The organism is Kitasatospora sp. NPDC029312, from assembly GCF_055569215.1.
Map to the genome: position 1 here is coordinate 85,870 of NZ_JBVHXY010000005.1, position 15,891 is coordinate 101,760.

17 protein-coding genes and 2 pseudogenes are annotated in these 15,891 nt (G+C 71.0%); 8 read left to right on the forward strand and 11 right to left on the reverse strand.

Annotated elements, in window-relative coordinates:
• Nucleotides 1–11: 11 nt before the first annotated feature.
• The gene (locus ACZ4WV_RS06470) at nucleotides 12–2,513 is read right to left on the reverse strand and encodes a helicase-associated domain-containing protein (protein WP_465743410.1); all 2,502 of its coding nucleotides are present in this window, start codon (nucleotides 2,511–2,513) and stop codon (nucleotides 12–14) included.
• Nucleotides 2,514–3,673: 1,160 nt separating this feature from the next.
• On the opposite strand from ACZ4WV_RS06470, the gene ACZ4WV_RS06475 reads away from it, so the two are divergent.
• Nucleotides 3,674–4,141, forward strand: a complete 468-nt coding sequence (locus ACZ4WV_RS06475) for a GNAT family N-acetyltransferase (protein ID WP_465743687.1) — start codon at nucleotides 3,674–3,676, stop codon at nucleotides 4,139–4,141.
• 42 nt (nucleotides 4,142–4,183) lie between these two features.
• Here ACZ4WV_RS06475 and ACZ4WV_RS06480 read toward each other — a convergent pair whose 3' ends face one another.
• A complete protein-coding gene (locus ACZ4WV_RS06480; RefSeq protein WP_465743412.1) occupies nucleotides 4,184–4,819 on the reverse strand; it encodes a TetR/AcrR family transcriptional regulator in 636 nt (211 codons plus the stop codon).
• Between the two features lie 123 nt (nucleotides 4,820–4,942).
• Between ACZ4WV_RS06480 and ACZ4WV_RS06485 the strand changes: the two genes are divergently transcribed.
• The 3 genes from ACZ4WV_RS06485 (at nucleotide 4,943) to ACZ4WV_RS06495 (ending at nucleotide 7,351) form a co-directional block, all read left to right on the forward strand.
• Nucleotides 4,943–5,593: a hypothetical protein gene (locus ACZ4WV_RS06485; protein WP_465743414.1), complete on the forward strand. Its 651-nt coding sequence runs from the start codon at nucleotides 4,943–4,945 to the stop codon at nucleotides 5,591–5,593.
• Nucleotides 5,594–5,703: 110 nt separating this feature from the next.
• Nucleotides 5,704–6,141, forward strand: coding sequence for a VOC family protein (locus ACZ4WV_RS06490; protein WP_465743416.1), 438 nt, complete (start codon nucleotides 5,704–5,706; stop codon nucleotides 6,139–6,141).
• A gap of 136 nt (nucleotides 6,142–6,277) precedes the next feature.
• Nucleotides 6,278–7,351: a fatty acid desaturase family protein gene (locus ACZ4WV_RS06495; RefSeq protein WP_465743689.1), complete on the forward strand. Its 1,074-nt coding sequence runs from the start codon at nucleotides 6,278–6,280 to the stop codon at nucleotides 7,349–7,351.
• Between the two features lie 116 nt (nucleotides 7,352–7,467).
• Here the strand turns inward: ACZ4WV_RS06495 and ACZ4WV_RS06500 are convergent, their stop codons facing one another.
• The 5 genes and pseudogenes from ACZ4WV_RS06500 to ACZ4WV_RS06520 all read right to left on the reverse strand — a co-directional run bounded on the left by ACZ4WV_RS06500 (nucleotide 7,468) and on the right by ACZ4WV_RS06520 (nucleotide 10,652).
• Nucleotides 7,468–8,640: a methyltransferase domain-containing protein gene (locus tag ACZ4WV_RS06500; RefSeq protein ID WP_465743418.1), complete on the reverse strand. Its 1,173-nt coding sequence runs from the start codon at nucleotides 8,638–8,640 to the stop codon at nucleotides 7,468–7,470.
• Between the two features lie 3 nt (nucleotides 8,641–8,643).
• A complete protein-coding gene (locus ACZ4WV_RS06505) occupies nucleotides 8,644–8,802 on the reverse strand; it encodes a hypothetical protein (RefSeq protein WP_465743420.1) in 159 nt (52 codons plus the stop codon).
• Nucleotides 8,803–8,930: 128 nt separating this feature from the next.
• Nucleotides 8,931–9,775 (reverse strand): annotated as a pseudogene (locus ACZ4WV_RS06510) (helix-turn-helix domain-containing protein).
• A gap of 15 nt (nucleotides 9,776–9,790) precedes the next feature.
• Nucleotides 9,791–10,312, reverse strand: a complete 522-nt coding sequence (locus ACZ4WV_RS06515) for a DUF6879 family protein (RefSeq protein WP_465743422.1) — start codon at nucleotides 10,310–10,312, stop codon at nucleotides 9,791–9,793.
• Nucleotides 10,278–10,652, reverse strand: a complete 375-nt coding sequence (locus tag ACZ4WV_RS06520; RefSeq protein WP_465743424.1) for a hypothetical protein — start codon at nucleotides 10,650–10,652, stop codon at nucleotides 10,278–10,280. The genes ACZ4WV_RS06515 and ACZ4WV_RS06520 overlap by 35 nt, the downstream gene beginning before the upstream one ends.
• Before the next feature lie 240 nt (nucleotides 10,653–10,892).
• On the opposite strand from ACZ4WV_RS06520, the pseudogene ACZ4WV_RS06525 reads away from it, so the two are divergent.
• Nucleotides 10,893–11,332: pseudogene (locus ACZ4WV_RS06525) on the forward strand (DUF6879 family protein).
• A 59-nt stretch (nucleotides 11,333–11,391) separates the two neighbouring features.
• On the opposite strand, the gene ACZ4WV_RS06530 reads toward ACZ4WV_RS06525, so the two are convergent.
• The 3 genes from ACZ4WV_RS06530 to ACZ4WV_RS06540 all read right to left on the reverse strand — a co-directional run bounded on the left by ACZ4WV_RS06530 (nucleotide 11,392) and on the right by ACZ4WV_RS06540 (nucleotide 13,222).
• On the reverse strand, nucleotides 11,392–12,099 hold the full coding sequence (locus ACZ4WV_RS06530; protein WP_465743426.1) for a carbon-nitrogen hydrolase family protein: 708 nt from the start codon (nucleotides 12,097–12,099) through the stop codon (nucleotides 11,392–11,394).
• A gap of 75 nt (nucleotides 12,100–12,174) precedes the next feature.
• Nucleotides 12,175–12,384 (reverse strand): DUF397 domain-containing protein, encoded by a 210-nt coding sequence (locus tag ACZ4WV_RS06535; RefSeq protein WP_465743428.1) that lies wholly within the window; start codon nucleotides 12,382–12,384, stop codon nucleotides 12,175–12,177.
• Nucleotides 12,359–13,222 (reverse strand): helix-turn-helix domain-containing protein, encoded by an 864-nt coding sequence (locus ACZ4WV_RS06540; protein WP_465743430.1) that lies wholly within the window; start codon nucleotides 13,220–13,222, stop codon nucleotides 12,359–12,361. The genes ACZ4WV_RS06535 and ACZ4WV_RS06540 overlap by 26 nt, the downstream gene beginning before the upstream one ends.
• Before the next feature lie 234 nt (nucleotides 13,223–13,456).
• Here ACZ4WV_RS06540 and ACZ4WV_RS06545 point away from each other — a divergent pair, with 234 nt between their 5' ends.
• Together ACZ4WV_RS06545 and ACZ4WV_RS06550 are read left to right on the forward strand one after the other, a co-directional pair.
• A complete protein-coding gene (locus ACZ4WV_RS06545; protein ID WP_465743432.1) occupies nucleotides 13,457–13,816 on the forward strand; it encodes an ATP-binding protein in 360 nt (119 codons plus the stop codon).
• Complete coding sequence (locus ACZ4WV_RS06550; RefSeq protein WP_465743434.1) at nucleotides 13,816–14,073, forward strand: hypothetical protein; 258 nt, start codon at nucleotides 13,816–13,818, stop codon at nucleotides 14,071–14,073. The genes ACZ4WV_RS06545 and ACZ4WV_RS06550 overlap by 1 nt, the downstream gene beginning before the upstream one ends.
• 145 nt (nucleotides 14,074–14,218) lie before the next feature.
• On the opposite strand, the gene ACZ4WV_RS06555 is transcribed toward ACZ4WV_RS06550, so the two are convergent.
• Complete coding sequence (locus ACZ4WV_RS06555) at nucleotides 14,219–14,587, reverse strand: nuclear transport factor 2 family protein (RefSeq protein WP_465743436.1); 369 nt, start codon at nucleotides 14,585–14,587, stop codon at nucleotides 14,219–14,221.
• A gap of 323 nt (nucleotides 14,588–14,910) precedes the next feature.
• On the opposite strand from ACZ4WV_RS06555, the gene ACZ4WV_RS06560 reads away from it, so the two are divergent.
• The gene (locus tag ACZ4WV_RS06560; protein ID WP_465743438.1) at nucleotides 14,911–15,768 is read left to right on the forward strand and encodes a PRC and DUF2382 domain-containing protein; all 858 of its coding nucleotides are present in this window, start codon (nucleotides 14,911–14,913) and stop codon (nucleotides 15,766–15,768) included.
• The last annotated feature ends 123 nt before the right edge of the window (nucleotides 15,769–15,891 follow it).

Genomic DNA, 15,891 nt, shown 5'->3' on the forward strand with positions numbered 1-15,891 from the left:
GTCCTCGGTCGTCACTCGTCGAGTTCGGCGACGCCCGTGATGCGGTGGAGGGCGAAGGTGCGCAGTTCGTCGGCGTGGTGGTCGAAGGCGGTGACGAAGCCGCCTTCGACCTTGACCGGGTCGATGATGCGCTGGCTGGCGATGCCCTCGGCGTTGAGGTAGCCGATCCACATCCGTTCGCCGAGCAGGACGGCGGTCTGCAGCGCGGCCAGGGTCTCGGCGGCCGCGGTGCGGGGGAGTCGGCGCGGGTCGGGGGTGGCCTCGCGGCGGGAGGCGGTGGCGGCGCGGTCGCCGGCCCGGATGGCCTTGATCGCGGCGGCGAGCAGGGTGTCGTCCGGGGCGGGCGGGCCGTCGGGGACGGGCGTGGGCGCCGTGCGGGGCGGGGTGCGGTGGGTGTCCGGGCGGGTGATCAGCACGTCGCCCTCGGCGGATTCGGCGGCCGGGGCGTACCCCATCGTGCGCAGGGCGGCGAGCAGGACGTCCGGCGCGGCCGGCGAGGCGAGGACGGTGGGGGCGAGCATCCGTAGCCGCAGGTCGGCGGCGCGGCGGTCGGCGAGCACCTCGCCGAGCAGGGACGGGTCGTCGCAGCGCAGGTAGGAGGAGGCGGCGCCGACGCGGAGGATGCCGTGGCGGCGGGCGACGTCGTCGATCAGGTAGCTGAGCGGCTGCGGGACGGGCGTGCGGCTGTGCTGTGCCAGGAAGGTCTGCAGGTCGGCGGCGGTGCGGCCGGCGTCGAGGGCACGGCGCACGGACCCCGGGGTGAACCGGTAGACGGTGGCGCCGCCCTTGGACTCGATGTCGGCGCAGAGCGCGAGCGCCTGGGCGAGCGGGGTGAGCAGCGGGCCGGGGGCGATCGCGGTGAGGTCCGGCTGGAGGATCACGTGGTCCAGCGGCTGCGGCAGCAGCGGGGCGAGCACCTCGGCCGGGTCGGACTCGGCGGTGAGCAGGGCGCGGGCGGGGGCGGCGAGGGCGCCGCGGCCGGTGATGCCGAGGAGTTCGGCCTCGGCGAGCGTCCAGGTGGTGAGGTCGTCGCGCAGCTCGCGGCCGTCCGGGCCGGTCGGGCCGCCGCGCAGCGGGCGCTGCCAGCGCAGGGTGGGCAGCAGTTCCTCGGCGGTGGCGGCGGTGCCGGGCGGCAGTTCGGCGAGCAGGGCGAGGGTGGCGCGGCGGACGGACGGGGCGAGGGTGCGGTCCAGTTCGGGGCCGAGGGCGGCGCGCGCCTTGCCCTTGCCGTCCGGGGTGCCGGTGAGGGCGGCCACGCGGGTGGCGGTGAGCCAGGCGGTGGCCAGGATGGTCCAGCGTTCGGGGGTGTCCAGCTTCAGCCAGCCGTCGTACGCCGGGGTGGGTGCCCAGCACTCGTCGACCTCGCCGTCGGGGGCCAGCAGGCCCGCGGTGTAGGCGAGTTCGAGCCAGAACGCGGCCTGCTGCTCGGTGGTTTCCAGGGTCTGGGCGGTGCGCTTGAGGTCCCGTACGCCGAGGCCGCCGGCCCGCAGGGTGGGGGGCGGGTTGAGGCCCCAGGCCTCCAGGACTTCCTCGACGGTCTTCACCGCGGTGTGCGCCTGGCCGGCGGCGGCACTGTCCACAGCCTGTGGATCGCGCGGCGCGGCGGCGGGCGCGGGCTCGGGCTGGAGCGGTTCGACGGTGCGGTGGGTGCGGCCGCCGCGCAGGTGCAGGGCCAGCTCGCGGGGCAGCACGACGCTGCCGGGGCTGGTCGGCAGCAGCAGGCCCCGGGCGAGCAGCCACTCGACGGGGCTCTGCGCGTCCTCGGCGGTGACCGGGCGGGTGGCGTCCGGGACGGTGCCGGTGGGCGGCCCCCAGACCAGCCGCTCCAGCAGGCGCAGCGCGGCCTCGGGGGCGGTGGCGAGCAGGGCGGCGCAGCGGGCGCGGTCGGTGAGCAGGGAGGTCAGGGCGGCGACGGCGGTGACCGGGTCCGGGGTGGGCGGCTGGCCGGCCGAGGCGAGCAGCTGCTGCAGCCGGGCCGGGGACATGCCGGCGGTGGCGTCGGCGAGGGTCGGGCCGAGGCCGGTGCGGCCGGGGTTGGCGGCGGTCGGGGCGAGCGCCTCGCGCACCGCGAGGACCAGCCGCAGGCCGTTGTCCGGGCCCCAGACCAGCGCGCGGTCGCGCAGGGCGGCGATCGCGCGGGGCAGCTCGGCGGCGACGGCGGCCCGGTCGGCCGGGGTGAGCGGGGTGGCGCCGGGGTGCGGCTTGACCTTGGCCGGGCCGGTCAGCAGCGTCCGTACGGTGGCCAGGCCGGTGCCGTCCGGGGCGGTGGCCAGGGCCTCGGCGACCTGGAGGGTGAAGCGGTCCAGCCGCTCCAGGGCGCGCAGTGCGGAGGCGCGCGAGGACAGTCGGGCGGACAGCTGGGTGAGGTCACCGGGGACGGGGTTCAGCAGGTCGGGGCGGGAGCGGAACAGGGCGGCGAGCGCGTCGTCGGGACGCGCGCGCAGCTCCTCGGCGAGGGTGCGGGGGCCGGTGGCGGACCTGCCCTGGCGTTGAGGGCCCTGCTGTGTGGTCATTCGACCTAGGTTAGTCGCGTGCGCCGACGGCCGGGCCCCTGCTGCGGCGGGTGCCCCCGGCGGGGGAGCGCGGGCTCCGGTCAGCGCGGCGGGACTCGCGCGGGCGGGGCCCGGTGGGTAGCGTCACGGCCGAGGGCGGTTCGGTGGGCGGCCGCGCTCCCAGTGGGCGGGCCGGGCGAGGCGGGGTGTCGGTGATGACGGACGGCGAGTGGTGGCGCAAGAGCGGGCCGTGGAACGAGCGGGCGGGGGTCTCGGGTCCGGACGCGTCGGGCCCGGGTGCGTCGGGGCCTGGGGCGTCGGGGCGTGGGCCGTCGGAGCGGTCCGGGGCGCCCGGGGCTCCGGCGGACGACAGCGTGCACGGCCCGTCGGCGGCTCCCGCCGCGCCCGGCGGCATCCCGAACGTGTCGCTGGACCTGCCGGGCGTCGCCGGGCCCGAGACCGGTTCGGAGGCCATTCCGCCGCCGCTGGTGCAGAGTTCGGGCCCGTGGACGATGACGATGCTCGACTTCTCGGACGCCCCGCGGCCCGCGCCGAAGCCGATCCCCGAGCAGCGCGTGGTGGAGGAGGCGGCGCCGGCCGACCAGCCCGCGACGAAGCCGGGGAGGCAACGGAAGGCGAAGGCCAAGGCCGCCGCTGCCGGTGCCGCCCCGGGCAAGGGTGCCCGCAGGCCGTCCCCGTTGATCCTGCTCTCCTGCGGACTGCTCGTCGGCGGCGCCGTGTCGGGCTTCTTCCCGGCGATGCTGGCGGGCTGGGGGCTCGGCTACCTGACCCGGCAGATCTCGGACCTGACGCGCAAGTTCGTGATCCTCGGCATTCCGCTGGTCACCATGAGCGCGTCCACGCTGTTCACGATGCAGCACGCCAAGCAGAGCGGTGGGGCCGCCACCCAAACCGGTTCGCCGCTGGGTGCGTTCAGCTGGTCGATGGCGCCGGGGGTGCTGCGGACGGCCGCGGTGGGGGTTGTTTTGTTTTGGTTTTTGGGTGCGTGGCGCCGGGGGGGGGGGGGGCGGGGCGCCCCCCCCCCCCCCCCCCCCACCGCCGAACGCCGCACCCGTTCGTCCCGGCCTGTTCGTCCGCACCCGTTCGCGCGGGCCGCCGCGGCAGGAACTCCCTGGAGGAGCGCTCCATTAGAGTGCGGCCGGACGAGTGGAGGTGGCGCGGTGCGGATCGTGGTGGACGATCTCTCGGGGCCGGAGATCGCGGCGTTCCTGGCCGAGCACGTGCGGGAGATGCGGTCGATCACGCCGCTGGAGAGCAAGCACGCGCTGGACCTCGACGGGCTGCGGCGCCCGGAGGTGACCTTCTGGTCGGTGCTGGACGGGCCGGAGCTGGTCGGCTGCGGCGCCCTCAAGCAACTGGGCGGCGGGCACGCGGAGCTCAAGTCGATGCGCACCAGCGCCCGGCGCAAGCGCAGCGGCGTCGCCTCCCTGCTGCTGACCCACATCATCGCGGAGGCCCGGGCACGCGGGTGCACCCGGCTGAGCCTGGAGACCGGATCGGCCGAGTTCTTCCGGCCGGCGCGGGAGTTGTACCGGAAGTTCGGGTTCGAGGAGTGCGAGCCCTTCGGGGAGTACCGGCCGGACCCGCACAGCACGTTCATGACCCGGTGGCTCCAGGAAGCCGAGTAGCGGTCCGGCCGCCTGACGCCCGGCGGGTAGCAGGGTAGTCGGCTAGCCGAGGGCCGCGAAGCCCGTGCAGAGCAGGCGGATGCTGCGCGCGAACTTCTCGTCCTGGCTCAGTCGCGGGATCAAGTCGCCCATGATCAGGGGGAACCGCTCGCGCAGGTCGGCGAGGAGCTCGGCGGTGACGGTCGGCGGGGCGGTCGGCTGGTTCTGCTCCTGGAGCACGAAGCCGGTGACGTGGCTGAGCAGGGTGTCGGCGGCGATGCCGCAGTGTTCGGCGGGCAGGCCGGCGTCGAGCAGGGTGCGGAGCAGGCGTTCCATCAGGGAGAGGGCGCCGGTGCTGAGCACGCCGGGGCTCTCGGCGAGGAGTTGGGCGCCGCCCGGGTGCTGCTTGATCTCCGAGCGCAGGCTGGTGGTCTGGGCTTCGACCCGGTCCTGCCAGGCGGCGGTGGGCGGGAGCGCGGCGAGGGCTTCGGTGCCCGCGTCGTAGGCCCGGCGGCAGACCCGGTCGGCCATCAGGGCCAGCAGTTCCTCCTTGCCGCGCACGTGGTAGTACAGGCTGCCGGCGTGGGCGTCGAGCCGGTCGGCGACCTGCCGCATGGACAGGGCGTGGTAGCCGACCTCGGCGAAGACGGCCATGCCCGCGTCGACGATGCGTTCCTTGGTGAGCTTCACGAGATCCACCGCTTCGGCTTCATGGGGCCTACCGTACAACGTTTTCCAACACCGTTTGAAAACTGTGCTAGCTTTGCGTCGTCGAAGTTTCGAACAGCGTTGGAAAGCGCTGGAACCGGGGGAGTGACGGGCATGGGGGCGATCGTCTTCAACGTGACCACGGCTGCGCTGATGGTCATGATGGTCAACTGCGGGCTCGGGGTGGTCGGCCGCGACACCCTGCGCGGGAGGCCGGTCCCGTGGGCGGCCGTCGCCCTGACCGCGATAGCCGTCGGCGGCGTCCTGCTCCAGCTGGTCTGGTCCGGCGCCATGGACGCGCTGGACGCCGACCCCGCCAAGTCCGGCTGGTGGCGCGAGTTCACCTCGGTATTCATGCAGAACGGCGGCCTCTTCGGCAGCCTGTGGAACATCGTCACCCTGGCCGCCGTCGCCGCACTCGCCCAGTGGTACTGGGGCGGCCCGCTCACCCTCGGGTTCTTCCTCGCCGGCATCCTGCTGCCCGGCCGGATCGACACCCTCCTCGGCCTCGGCGACGGCCCCAGCACCGACCCCCGCAACTTCGCCGGCAGCTCCGGTGCCACCTACTTCCTCGGCGCCACCCTCGCCCTGGCCTTCCTCACCCGCACCCGCCTGCCCAAGGAACTCGCTCTGGCGGTCGGTGTCCCGGTGCTGGGCCTGGCGATGTGGCTCGCCCAGGACAACGGCCACGGTCTGGTCTCCGTCTACGGGTTCGCCCTCGGCGCGGGCGTCTGGGCCGTCCGCCGCTCGGTGGCGCGGCGGTAGCACGGGCCCGGGGCGCGGCCCCGAACTCCCGCCCGCTCGCTGGACGGGACGCGCTCCGAGGGCTGTCACATCCGTCCGCCGGGATCCGTCGGTGCAGTAGTGAACCACCGATGACGGTACGAAGGGACGGCAGCGCGATGCTGACGAACATCATGTACGTGACGGTCTACGTGACCGACCAGGAGCGCGCCCTGAAGTTCTACGCCGACCAGCTCGGCCTGGAGAAGCGCATCGACCACCCGGGCCCGGACGGCCGCTTCCTCACCGTGGCCGTCCCCGGCAGCCCGCTGGAGATCGTCCTCTGGCCGCACGCCCCGTCCGCCGGGCAGCCGGCCGAGCGCCTGGCGGGCGGGACGCCCGGCCCGGTCTTCATCGAGTCGGACGACCTGCGGGCGGACTTCGAAGCGCTGCGGGAGCGCGGCGTGACCTTCGAACAGCCGGAACCGGAGGACTACGGCTTCGGCATCCGCGTCGAGGCCGTCGACCCGGACGGCAACCGGATCTCCCTGCGTCAGCGCGCCGCCTGGCAGAGCGGCGGCGAGGGCTGAGCGGCTGAGGCCTCGGGGCGGCGGCCGCCCCGCCGGGGGAGCGGGGGGTTAACACCCGTACGGCACGGGTGCTTTCCCCGTTCTTCGCGGCCGTCCGTCCCACCAGACTCGGGGCATGCCCACACAGCCCGTGATGATGACCAAGGCCCCTGAAGCCTCCGGGGGCCCCGCGCCCGCCGAGGCCCCCGGGGCCCCCGCCCCGCAACCGGACGGCGGCGGTAGCGACTTCGCCCAGTTGAGCCGCCGGATAGCCGCCGAAGGGCTGCTCGACCGGCGCCCCGGCTACTACGCCGCCCGCGTGGGCCTGGTGCTCGCCGCGTTCCTCGGCGGCTGGTGGGCAGTGTTCGCGCTGGGTGACACCTGGTGGCAGCTCGGCCTGGCGGCGGCGATGTCCGTCGTGTTCGCCCAGATCGGGCTGGTCTCGCACGATCTGGCGCACCGCCAGGTGTTCAGCCGGCGACGGCCGAGCGAGATCGGCGGGCGGATCGCCGCCAACCTGCTGATGGGTATGAGCTACGGCTGGTGGATGAACAAGCACACCCGCCACCACGCCAACCCGAACCACGAGGAGCGGGACCCGGACGTGGCCCCCGACCTCGTCGTGTGGTCGCAGCGGCAGGCCCGGCAGGCGAGCGGGCTCGCCCGGTTCATCGGCCGCCGGCAGGCGTACCTGTTCTTCCCGCTGCTCCTGCTGGAGGGCCTCAACCTCAGCTTCAACAGCTTTCGCGCACTGCGCAGCCCGGTGATCAAGCGGCCGCTGCTGGAGGGCGCCCTGCTGGTCGTCCACTTCGCGGCCTACTTCGTGCTGGTCTTCGCCGCGCTGCCGGTCGGCAAGGCCGTCGCCTTCCTGGCCGTGCACCAGGCGCTGCTGGGCGTCTACCTGGGCTGCGTCTTCGCCCCGAACCACAAGGGCATGCTGATGGTGACCCCGGAGATGCGGCTCGACTTCCTGCGCCGCCAGGTGCTCACCTCGCGCAACGTGCGCGGCGGCCCGGTCCTCGACTCGATGATGGGCGGGCTCAACTACCAGGTGGAGCACCATCTCTTCCCCAGCATGCCGACCGCCGCGCTCGGGCGGGCTGCGCGGATCACGCGGGAGTTCTGCGCGGAGAAGGGCATTCCGTATTACGAGACGGGGCTGCTCCGCTCCTACCGGGAGGTCCTCGGGCACCTACACCGGACCGGGGAGCCGATTCGCTCGGGTGAGTGAGGGGGGCGGACCGGGGGGGGGGGGGGGGGGGTGGGTGGGGGGGGGGGGGGGGGGGGGGGGGGGGGGGGGGGGCGGTCGCCCCCCCCCCCCCCCCACTCCGGTGATTCTCGGCGCCCTCAGCTGGAACTGGGCACCGGGTTGGTCGGGGTGTCCAGCCACACCGTCTGGCCGGTGGGCGTGACGGTAAGGCCGAACCGGTCGCAGCCCGGGCGGCCCTGGGCCTCCCACCAGTGGCAGGCGGCCTCCACCTCGTCCCAGAGGCGGCGCGGGCCGGACTGGACGACCTCGTAGGAGGTGCGGTCAGGCTCCCAATCGACGGTGGCCCAGGAGGTGACGGCCGTGTCATGCAGCCACAGGGTGTAGCTGCCGTCGGCGTAGCGCTCGATGAAGGGGAACGCCTCGGGCACTTGGACACCGATGGCGAACATGGCCGGCCAGTCGGCGATGTCCTCCGGGGAGAGGTGCGTTGCTGTCTTCTCGCCGTCCGCCGGCCAAGGCCCGGACAGGTACGCCAGGCTGCTGGGGCGAGTGGCGCGCTGCTGGCGGAGCCGCATGAAGGCGGACGACCCGACGAACCGGCCGCTCGCCGTGCCGTCGGCGGCGACGGTGAGCCGGACGACGGCCTCCCCGCCGCACTCGGGGCCCCACGGTGCGACGATCAGCCCGCCGGGGCGGGACTGTTCGATCCAGGGGTACGGGATCCGGCCGACGGAGCAGGTGGCGATCACCCGGTCGTAGGGGGCGCCGTCGGGGTGGCCGGCGGCTCCGTCGCCGACCACGGGCGTGGGGTGGAAGCCGGCGCGGGAAAGGCGCAGGTGCGCGTCGGCGGCGTTGTCGCTATCGACCTCGACCGTGACGACGTTGCCGGAGCCCAGGCGGTGGGAGAGGAGAGCGGCATTCCAGCCCGTGCCAGTGCCGATCTCCAGTACCCGGTTGCCGGGCTCGACGTCCAGAACGGCGAGCATCGAGAACACCATGGTGGGCATGGAATTGGAGGACGTGGGGATGGTGCCCCGGCCGTCCCCGGTGTGGTCGCCGTCGTCCCACTGGGTGGTGAGCGGGACGTCCGAGTAGACAGCGTGCCACCAGGCGCCGGGGTCGGCGTGCCGGTTCACGGCGTCGCCCTGGTGTACGCCGTCGCCCTGACCGGGCCAGACGAGGGCGGGGACGAACCAGTGCCGGGGGACGGCCTGAAAAGTAGGCAGCCAGTCCGAGCTGAGGGACCCGTTCGCGATGAGCGCGGAGGCCAGCCGGGTCCGACCGGCCTCCGCTTCGTGCTGCTCGCTCACGCGTCAGCGGCCCGTCGCCGGACCGCTGCCGTCCGAGGAGTTCCCACCCTCGTCGCTGCCGCCCCCGCCGTGCTTGTTGCCGCTGTTGCTGTCGTCCTGCTGGCCACCACCGGTCCCGGAGCCGGACCCGCCACCGTGCTTGCCGTCGTCGAACACGGGCATGGAATTTCCCTCTTTTCTCGGTCAGGCCAAAGACTTACCTTGGCCTGCGTGCCAAAAGTGCGTCCGGAGAACGACGTTACGGAGCCAGTGACTCGATGCCCCACTGGTTTGCATCGATTTGCAGACGATCAGCTCAGCATGTCAAGGGCGGATGTGATCAACGTCCGCGCCTGAGAGCCGTAGACAGCATTCCTTGAGAGTCCGCGAACGCTTTGAGGTAATCGGCGATCTCGCCCGGCTCTGTTACCGTGACCGCAGCTGACAGGAGTTCGACGTGCACTCGACTCTCGTCGAATATTGTGAACGTCTCCAGCGCCCACATGTTGCGCCGTGCCGTGAAAGGGATGACCCCCAGTGACACGGCGGGAAGCGACATCGTTGAAAGAAGATGGCGCAGCTGAAGCGCCATCGTCGACGCATCGCCGAGCCGGTAGCGCAGCACAGATTCCTCGATCAGCAGGGCAAGGCTGCGGCCGGATTGATGGATGATCTCCGAGCGGGCAAGCCGCGATGCTACTGCGTCGCTGACGTCGTCAGGAGTGCCGCGGAACGACGCGATGGAAGACAGCAGTGCTGTTGCGTAGCCAGAGGTTTGAAGAAACCCTGGGATGACGTTCGAGCAGTAGGAGCGGAATCTCCTGGTCCGCTGATAGAGCGGGACGGATGATTCCTGGAGGCGGCGCAGCCCGGTTTGTTCCAGGCGGCGCCACTGAACGTACATCGAGTCGGCGATACGGTTCGCGGCTACCAGGTCTTCCGCCTGGTCTTCGGCACCGCACGCCAGACACCACGCCCTGATATCGGCATCGGCGGGTGGAGTCTTCCCGTTCTCGATCCGGGAAGACTTGGATTCCGACCAGCCACAACGGAAGGCCAGCTCACGCCCTGTGATTCCGGCGTCCATGCGCACCTCGCGTAGGCGTGCGGCGAGTGCTTCACGTGCCGCTTGTGCGCTGGATGACGGGGAGGGCATGGGCTGGCTGTCCGGTCAGATCTCGTATTCATCGTGGGGGATGGACCGGTTCCAGACGGCCTCGAACGCGTGGCTGTGAAGAGCCGCCAATTCCGGGGAATTGGTGATTTCATCCTCCACGGTCGCGCCGTCGCCGGAGAAGTGGTGGATGCGAAGGCGGGTTCCGTCGAACGCCCAGTAGTCGTTACTAGGGATCAGCAGGTCGATTGCCAGCCGGCGTGGTAGCCATCGCACCTGTTCGCCCGCCTCGATGTTGGCGCGGGTCATGTAGTGCTCCCACCTGATGTAGTCGCTCACGGGCTCGGAGATGATCCGGGCACGTCGGACGACCACTCCTCGTGCCGTGGCCTCGGCGATGACCGTGTGGAAGGGCAGCCACCATGACTGCCGGTCGGTCCAGTCGGTCTGTCTGCCGGCCTTCCAGGCCTCGAACCGCTCATTCGTTCCGTAGTCGTCGCGGGTTTCCAAGTGAACGGCAGACTTGCTGCAGCCCGCCATCAGTTCAGCGAAGTTGGGCGAGCCGTTCTGCGGCGGCATCACAGGCCTCCCTCAGTAGGGGCACCATTCGGGCCGGCATGCGGATGACGTCTTCGTAGTCGGGAATCGAACCAGTCTTCAAGCACTCGGCCTCGGTCTCGTCGCTGGCCTTCCAGCCCTGCAGCACGAGGTCGGCGTTCTCCTGGTCGCCCCAGACGCTCGGGCAGTGGTCCGTGTCGGTGTCCGGGTCCATTCCGAAGAACTGCAGTTGCATGTCAGTCTCCCCGATCTCGGATTGCCTGTGCTTGCACGACAATCTCGCCCAGCCATCCGTGACGTCAAGTGGATCCATCGTTGGTGCAAGTTGCCGCAAGTCGATGAACAACAGGGGCTCGGGCATGGGAGATTGGATGCAAAGTGTGTCGTGCCTAGCGGGAGAGTTGCCCCGCGATGAGGGGCGGCCTTGTCGGCCTAGGGCAGGGAAGCAGGAAGTCGGTGGCGCCGACTTCCTGCTCGGTGCGTGTGGTTGGAGGGTGCCGGCGATGGGCAGGCGGGTTCGTCCCGGAGGTGGCAGGTGGCAGCTGAACCCACTCTTGAGGAGCTGCTGCGCACGTGCTGCCGGTCAGCCGTTCACCTGGAAATGCGGGACGGGTACATGCGGGACGATCCGCTGTACCTGCGCCGGCAGGCTGGGCATCGCGATGATCGTTCGGACCGCGCATCCTGGTGGAGTCCATGGCTCCAGCTCGTCGCCGATGCGACGGCCCGGGGAGTGGAGGTGCGTCGGGCCCGAGTGGTGTCCGAGCCGGTCAGCGAGTACATCAGGTTCGAGCACGAGATCACGTTCCGAAACATCGCTTCGGGTGAGATGGTCCGGTGGTTGCCGTGTCGCCGTACGTGGTGGTCCACCACTTCAGCGGTGAAGGGGACTTCGTGGACGACGAGACCACGGAGGATCTGGTGGTCGTGAAGCTCTGCACGTCGGCCTTCGCCGCAGTGTGGAAGCGGGGAATCCCGCACGAGGATTACGTGCCCGTGTCCGCAGACGCCATCACCGGTCGGTTGAGGTGGGATGGGTGAGGTGGATAGGGGGCGGAGCAGGAAGTCGGTGGGGCCGACTTCCTGCTCCGTGGGGGCGGCTACAGGATGTCGGCGATGGCGACGCTGGTGGAGTGATCGTCGGCCTCCGTCAGGAGGGCGCCGCCCGGGGCCCAGAGGGCGGCGCCGCCGCAGCCGGTCCAGGGGCCGGACGGGCCGACGTGGTTGGAAAGGACCACGTGCATGTTCGTGTCCCTGGCGATGCCCGGGTAGAGGGTCGCGCGCTCGTGGATGCCGTCGCCGGTGCCGTAGAGGGAGCTGGCGAGGTGGACGTCGCAGCCGTCGGCGGCGCCGCGGGAGACCAGGTCGGGGATGTGGTTGTCGAAGCAGGTGGCGAGGGCGAAGCGGAGGCCACCGAGTTCGAAGCGGCCGTCGCGGTCGCCCGCGGTGAAGACGCTCTGCTCGGTGTCGTAGAGGTGCTGCTTCAGGTAGGTGGTGATCAGTTCGCCGTCGGTGCCGTAGACGAACGTGCCGATGGCGGGCCGGGGCCCGTCGGTCGGGACGGCGCAGTTGATCACGGTGGCGACGCCGGTGGAACGGAGGGCGTCCAGGCGGGCGTCGTCCGGGGTCACCCACAGGCTAGGCTCGTTGGCCACGGCATCCAGCTCGTATCCGCTGAGGGCGAGTTCGGGGAAGACGATCAGTTCGGCACCCTGCGAGTGCGCCTGCCCGGCGAGGGCGGTCAGTTGCCGGATGTTGGCCGGGATGTCGGCGGGGGCGCAGGTCAGCTGGGCAGCGGCGATCTTCATGGGGACGAGCATGGCACGGGCCGGGAGTAGGAAGTCGGGCTGGCCGACTTCCTACTCCGGGCAGGGTTGGGTAGGTCAGGTGTGGTGGTCGAATTCGCCGGCCTTGATGCCGTGGAGGAGGGCGGCGAGGGCGGCGGGGGTGGTGCGGAGGACGAGGTGGCCTTCGTCGGACTCGCGGAGTTCGAGTGCCCCAGAGGCCGTGCGAATCTCCACGCACTCGCTAGAAGCGCCGCTGTAGCTGGACTTCTGCCATTCGGAGTCACGCATACTTCCCTCGCACTTCATCCCCGACGGATTGGATGAACTCCCTCGACTCGGCTTCGGAGAGAGCCACGGAGCTCAGATGCTCAAACACGCTCCGGTGGCGGATCAGGCCTGCCGGGGCGTCGAAGAACAGGCATCCCGCGACAGTATCCATCTGAAGCGTGGCGAGCTCAGGCACAGGGCCCTCGATGAACATGATGTTCTCGCCGCAGCCCGGGAAGGTGTCGAGGTCGAAAGGCACTACACGGACGGAGAACCGTCCGGCCAACGAGTCCCCGATGAGATGGTCGAGTTGATCGGCGAGGACCCGAGGCCCTCCGAACTGCATTCGGAGCGCTGCTTCGTGGATGAAGGAGACGCATGGCACTCCGCTTTGCCGGGCGGCCTCTTTTCGGCGCATGCGGAAGGATGTTCTGGCTTCGAGGTCGTGGCTGGGGATGAAGGGGGCGAACCGCGAGAACACTGCAGCCGCGTAGGCCTCGGTCTGCTGCAAGCCTGGGAGGTAAGTTGTGGCCCAGGTCGAGATGCTGTGCGCGTTCGCCTCAAGCTCTGCGATCTCCAGGAAGTCGGTGGACAGCGCCCCGCGATATTCCTCCCACCAGCCCTTCCTCCGTTCCGAAGCCATGTTGGCCAAAGCATCGATCAGTGGCTGGTTGGTGCACTGGCATGTGGCGGCGATGGTCCGCAGCCGCTCTGGGCTGATCCCGCCCTTGCCGCTCTCCATCTGCGTGATCTGGGCTGGCTGGATCCCGAGTTCGCGGGCCAACTGGCTGCCGCCGAGGCCGGCCTGCTCCCGCATCCTCCGCAGCTCGGTCCCCAACCGCCGCTGGCGCAGGGTTGGGTTCGGTCGAAGCGCCATGGCGTCCTCTCTGCCGGTCTGAGATCAGTGTGCCCCACGTTAGGGGGAACCTTTTCACGACGGGCTCAAATTTGAGTCGGCGTGCGCTATGGTCGTTCTCACATCGATCCGACGGGTCGTCAGTAAGGCCTGCTCGCAGGCACCGCAGAGCAGCCATGCCCATCTGCCTGGCCTGGCTCACGGCGACCTATACCCGCCGGATCTCCACACCCCATCACGCCCGGGAGAACTCCCATGCGTCACCTCAACACGCCCTCTTTCGCCCTCACCCGCCAGTCCCTCCGCGACGCGATGATCCGCTCCGGCTGGCACCCCTCCTGCACCTTCGACGCCGAACTCGCCCTCGGCGAACTGCTCGTGAACGCCTGGCGGCACGGCCGCACCCCCGCGCCTGTGGTCCAGATCCTCTTCCTCGACCGGACCCTCCGGGTCTCGGTCTCCGACGAGAGCCCCGTCCCTCCCGACCCCTGCACCCCCTCGCCGCTCGCGGAATCCGGCCGGGGTCTCCAGCTCGTCGCCGGCCTCACCAACCGCTGGGGTGTCGACCCGCAGGAGCGCGGCAAGTCCGTCTGGTTCGAGCTGGACGCCGCCTGATGACCGTCCCCCGCCGCCGCCCCATGAAGCCGACCGACCCCAGGATCCGCTACTACACCGACGACCACATCCGCACGCTCCTCGCCGAACTCCAGGAGCGCGGCAAGAAGTTCGGCCTGCTCTTCCCCTCCGCGAGCACCGACAAGACCATCGACGGCCGCATCCTCATCCGCTTCAACACCGCCCCGGCATCGACGCTCCTCAACCTCCTCGGCCTGCTCCTCGACGCCGAGAGAACCGCCACGTGCGATTCCTGATCGCGACCGCCTTCGCGGTCCTCCTCGCCCTCGCGGTCGCCACGGTCGCCCTGGGCGTCATCACCGCCCTCCGTGCGGCCCCGCCGGACGAAGACGCCTGAGCGAGAACAGCCGAAGACCTCCTGTTCTGCCCGCCCCGCCCCGCTCAGCTCTTCCTCTCGAAGCCCGCCAGCAGTCCGCGCGGGTCGAAGGTCACCCGGATCCGAGCGATCTTCCCGTTCTCCACGTGCATCCAGTTCGCCGTCGGCGCCGGCGGCGCGATCCTGGTGTGCAGCTCGAACCAGGTGATCACCTCGTCGCCTTCCGCCACCCGTACCTTCACGTCGATCTTCTCCAGCACCTGCCCGAGGCCCTTCAGCCCGCCCAGTGCCTCCTCCACCCCGGACGCCGTGCCCAGCGCCCCGACGAAGTCGACGTCGTCGGCCAGCAGGCCCCGAAGGGTGCCGAAGTCGCCCGCCTCCCAGGCGGTGAAGTAGGTCTCGGCCAGCTCGCGTGCGGTCTTCGTGGTCGTCATGTCTCCATCCTCCTGGCCCCCAACTCATCCGTCCAACAGATGGATCCGATAGGTCCCATCACCATCAGCGATGAATCGAGGTGACATCCAGTGAACGCCGAACGACCGGTCGCGCGCCGCCGACCCCTCCACCAGTGACGCACCGTGGCTGCCCTACCGCCCGATGCGCGAGCCCTCGTCGTAGCCGGCCACCAGAGCTACCGTCCGTCATCGGCGCAGCTCAAGCACGGTTTCACGGTGAGTAAATGTCAGTTGATGCGGTTTCGGCCGACCCAGCCTGGCAAGGCGCTGGTCAGTCGAAGTGTGAAGGAGGCGTGAAGTCGATGATCACCGAACAGCAAGCCCGCTCGATGCTGCACCACCCCGTCCACGACGCGGAGGACAGCAAGATCGGCAAGGCGGACCACGTGTTCCTCTCCGACGTCACCGGCAAGCCGGAGTGGGTCAGCATCAAGACCGGCTGGTTCGGGACCAGCGAGTCTTTCGTCCCGATCCGTGACGCCCGGGTCGTCGGCGACCACATCGTGGTCCCGTACCTGAAGGACAAGGTCAAGGACGCACCGCTGGTAACCGTCGAAGACGGCGGCCACCTCTCCGAGCGGGAGGAGCGCCGCCTCTGCCGGCACTACGGCATCGCCTGGGACGAGGCCTGGAAGGCCGCCAACCAGCCCGGCGAGGGCGGCTGGGCCCACGCCGGACGCGGATCCGCCGCTGAGACCACCGCTGGGACCACCGCCGGCCGTGCCGGCGCCCGCCGGGGCGAGGACGACGCGATGACCCGCTCCGAGGAGCAGATGCGCGTCGGCGTCGAGCGGTACGAGACCGGTAGCGCCAAGCTGCACAAGTACGTCGTCACGGAGGAGCAGCAGCAGACCGTTCCGGTGCGCCACGAGGAGGCCCGCATCGAACGCGAACCCATCACCGAAGCCAACCGGGACGCGGCTCTGTCCGGCGAGCCCATCTCGGAGGCCGAGCACGAGGTCACCCTGCACGCCGAGCGCCCGGTCGTGCACACCGAGGCCGTTCCGGTGGAGCGGGTGCGGCTGGTGACCGAGGAGCACGTCGACGAGGAGACCGTGAGTGGCCAGGTGCGCAAGGAACGCATCGAAGCCGAACTCTCCGCCGAGGAACAGCAGCGGCTGCGGGGCAAGGGGACCCGGGGCGAGGACCGTCGTCGGTGAGCCGTCGTCGGTGACCGCCCCCGGCGGGGGGGGGGGGGGGGGGGGGGGGGGGGGGGGGGGGGACGGGGGGGGGGGGGGGAGGGGGGGGGGGGCTCACGGTCCCGCAACACGATCAGGGAAGCA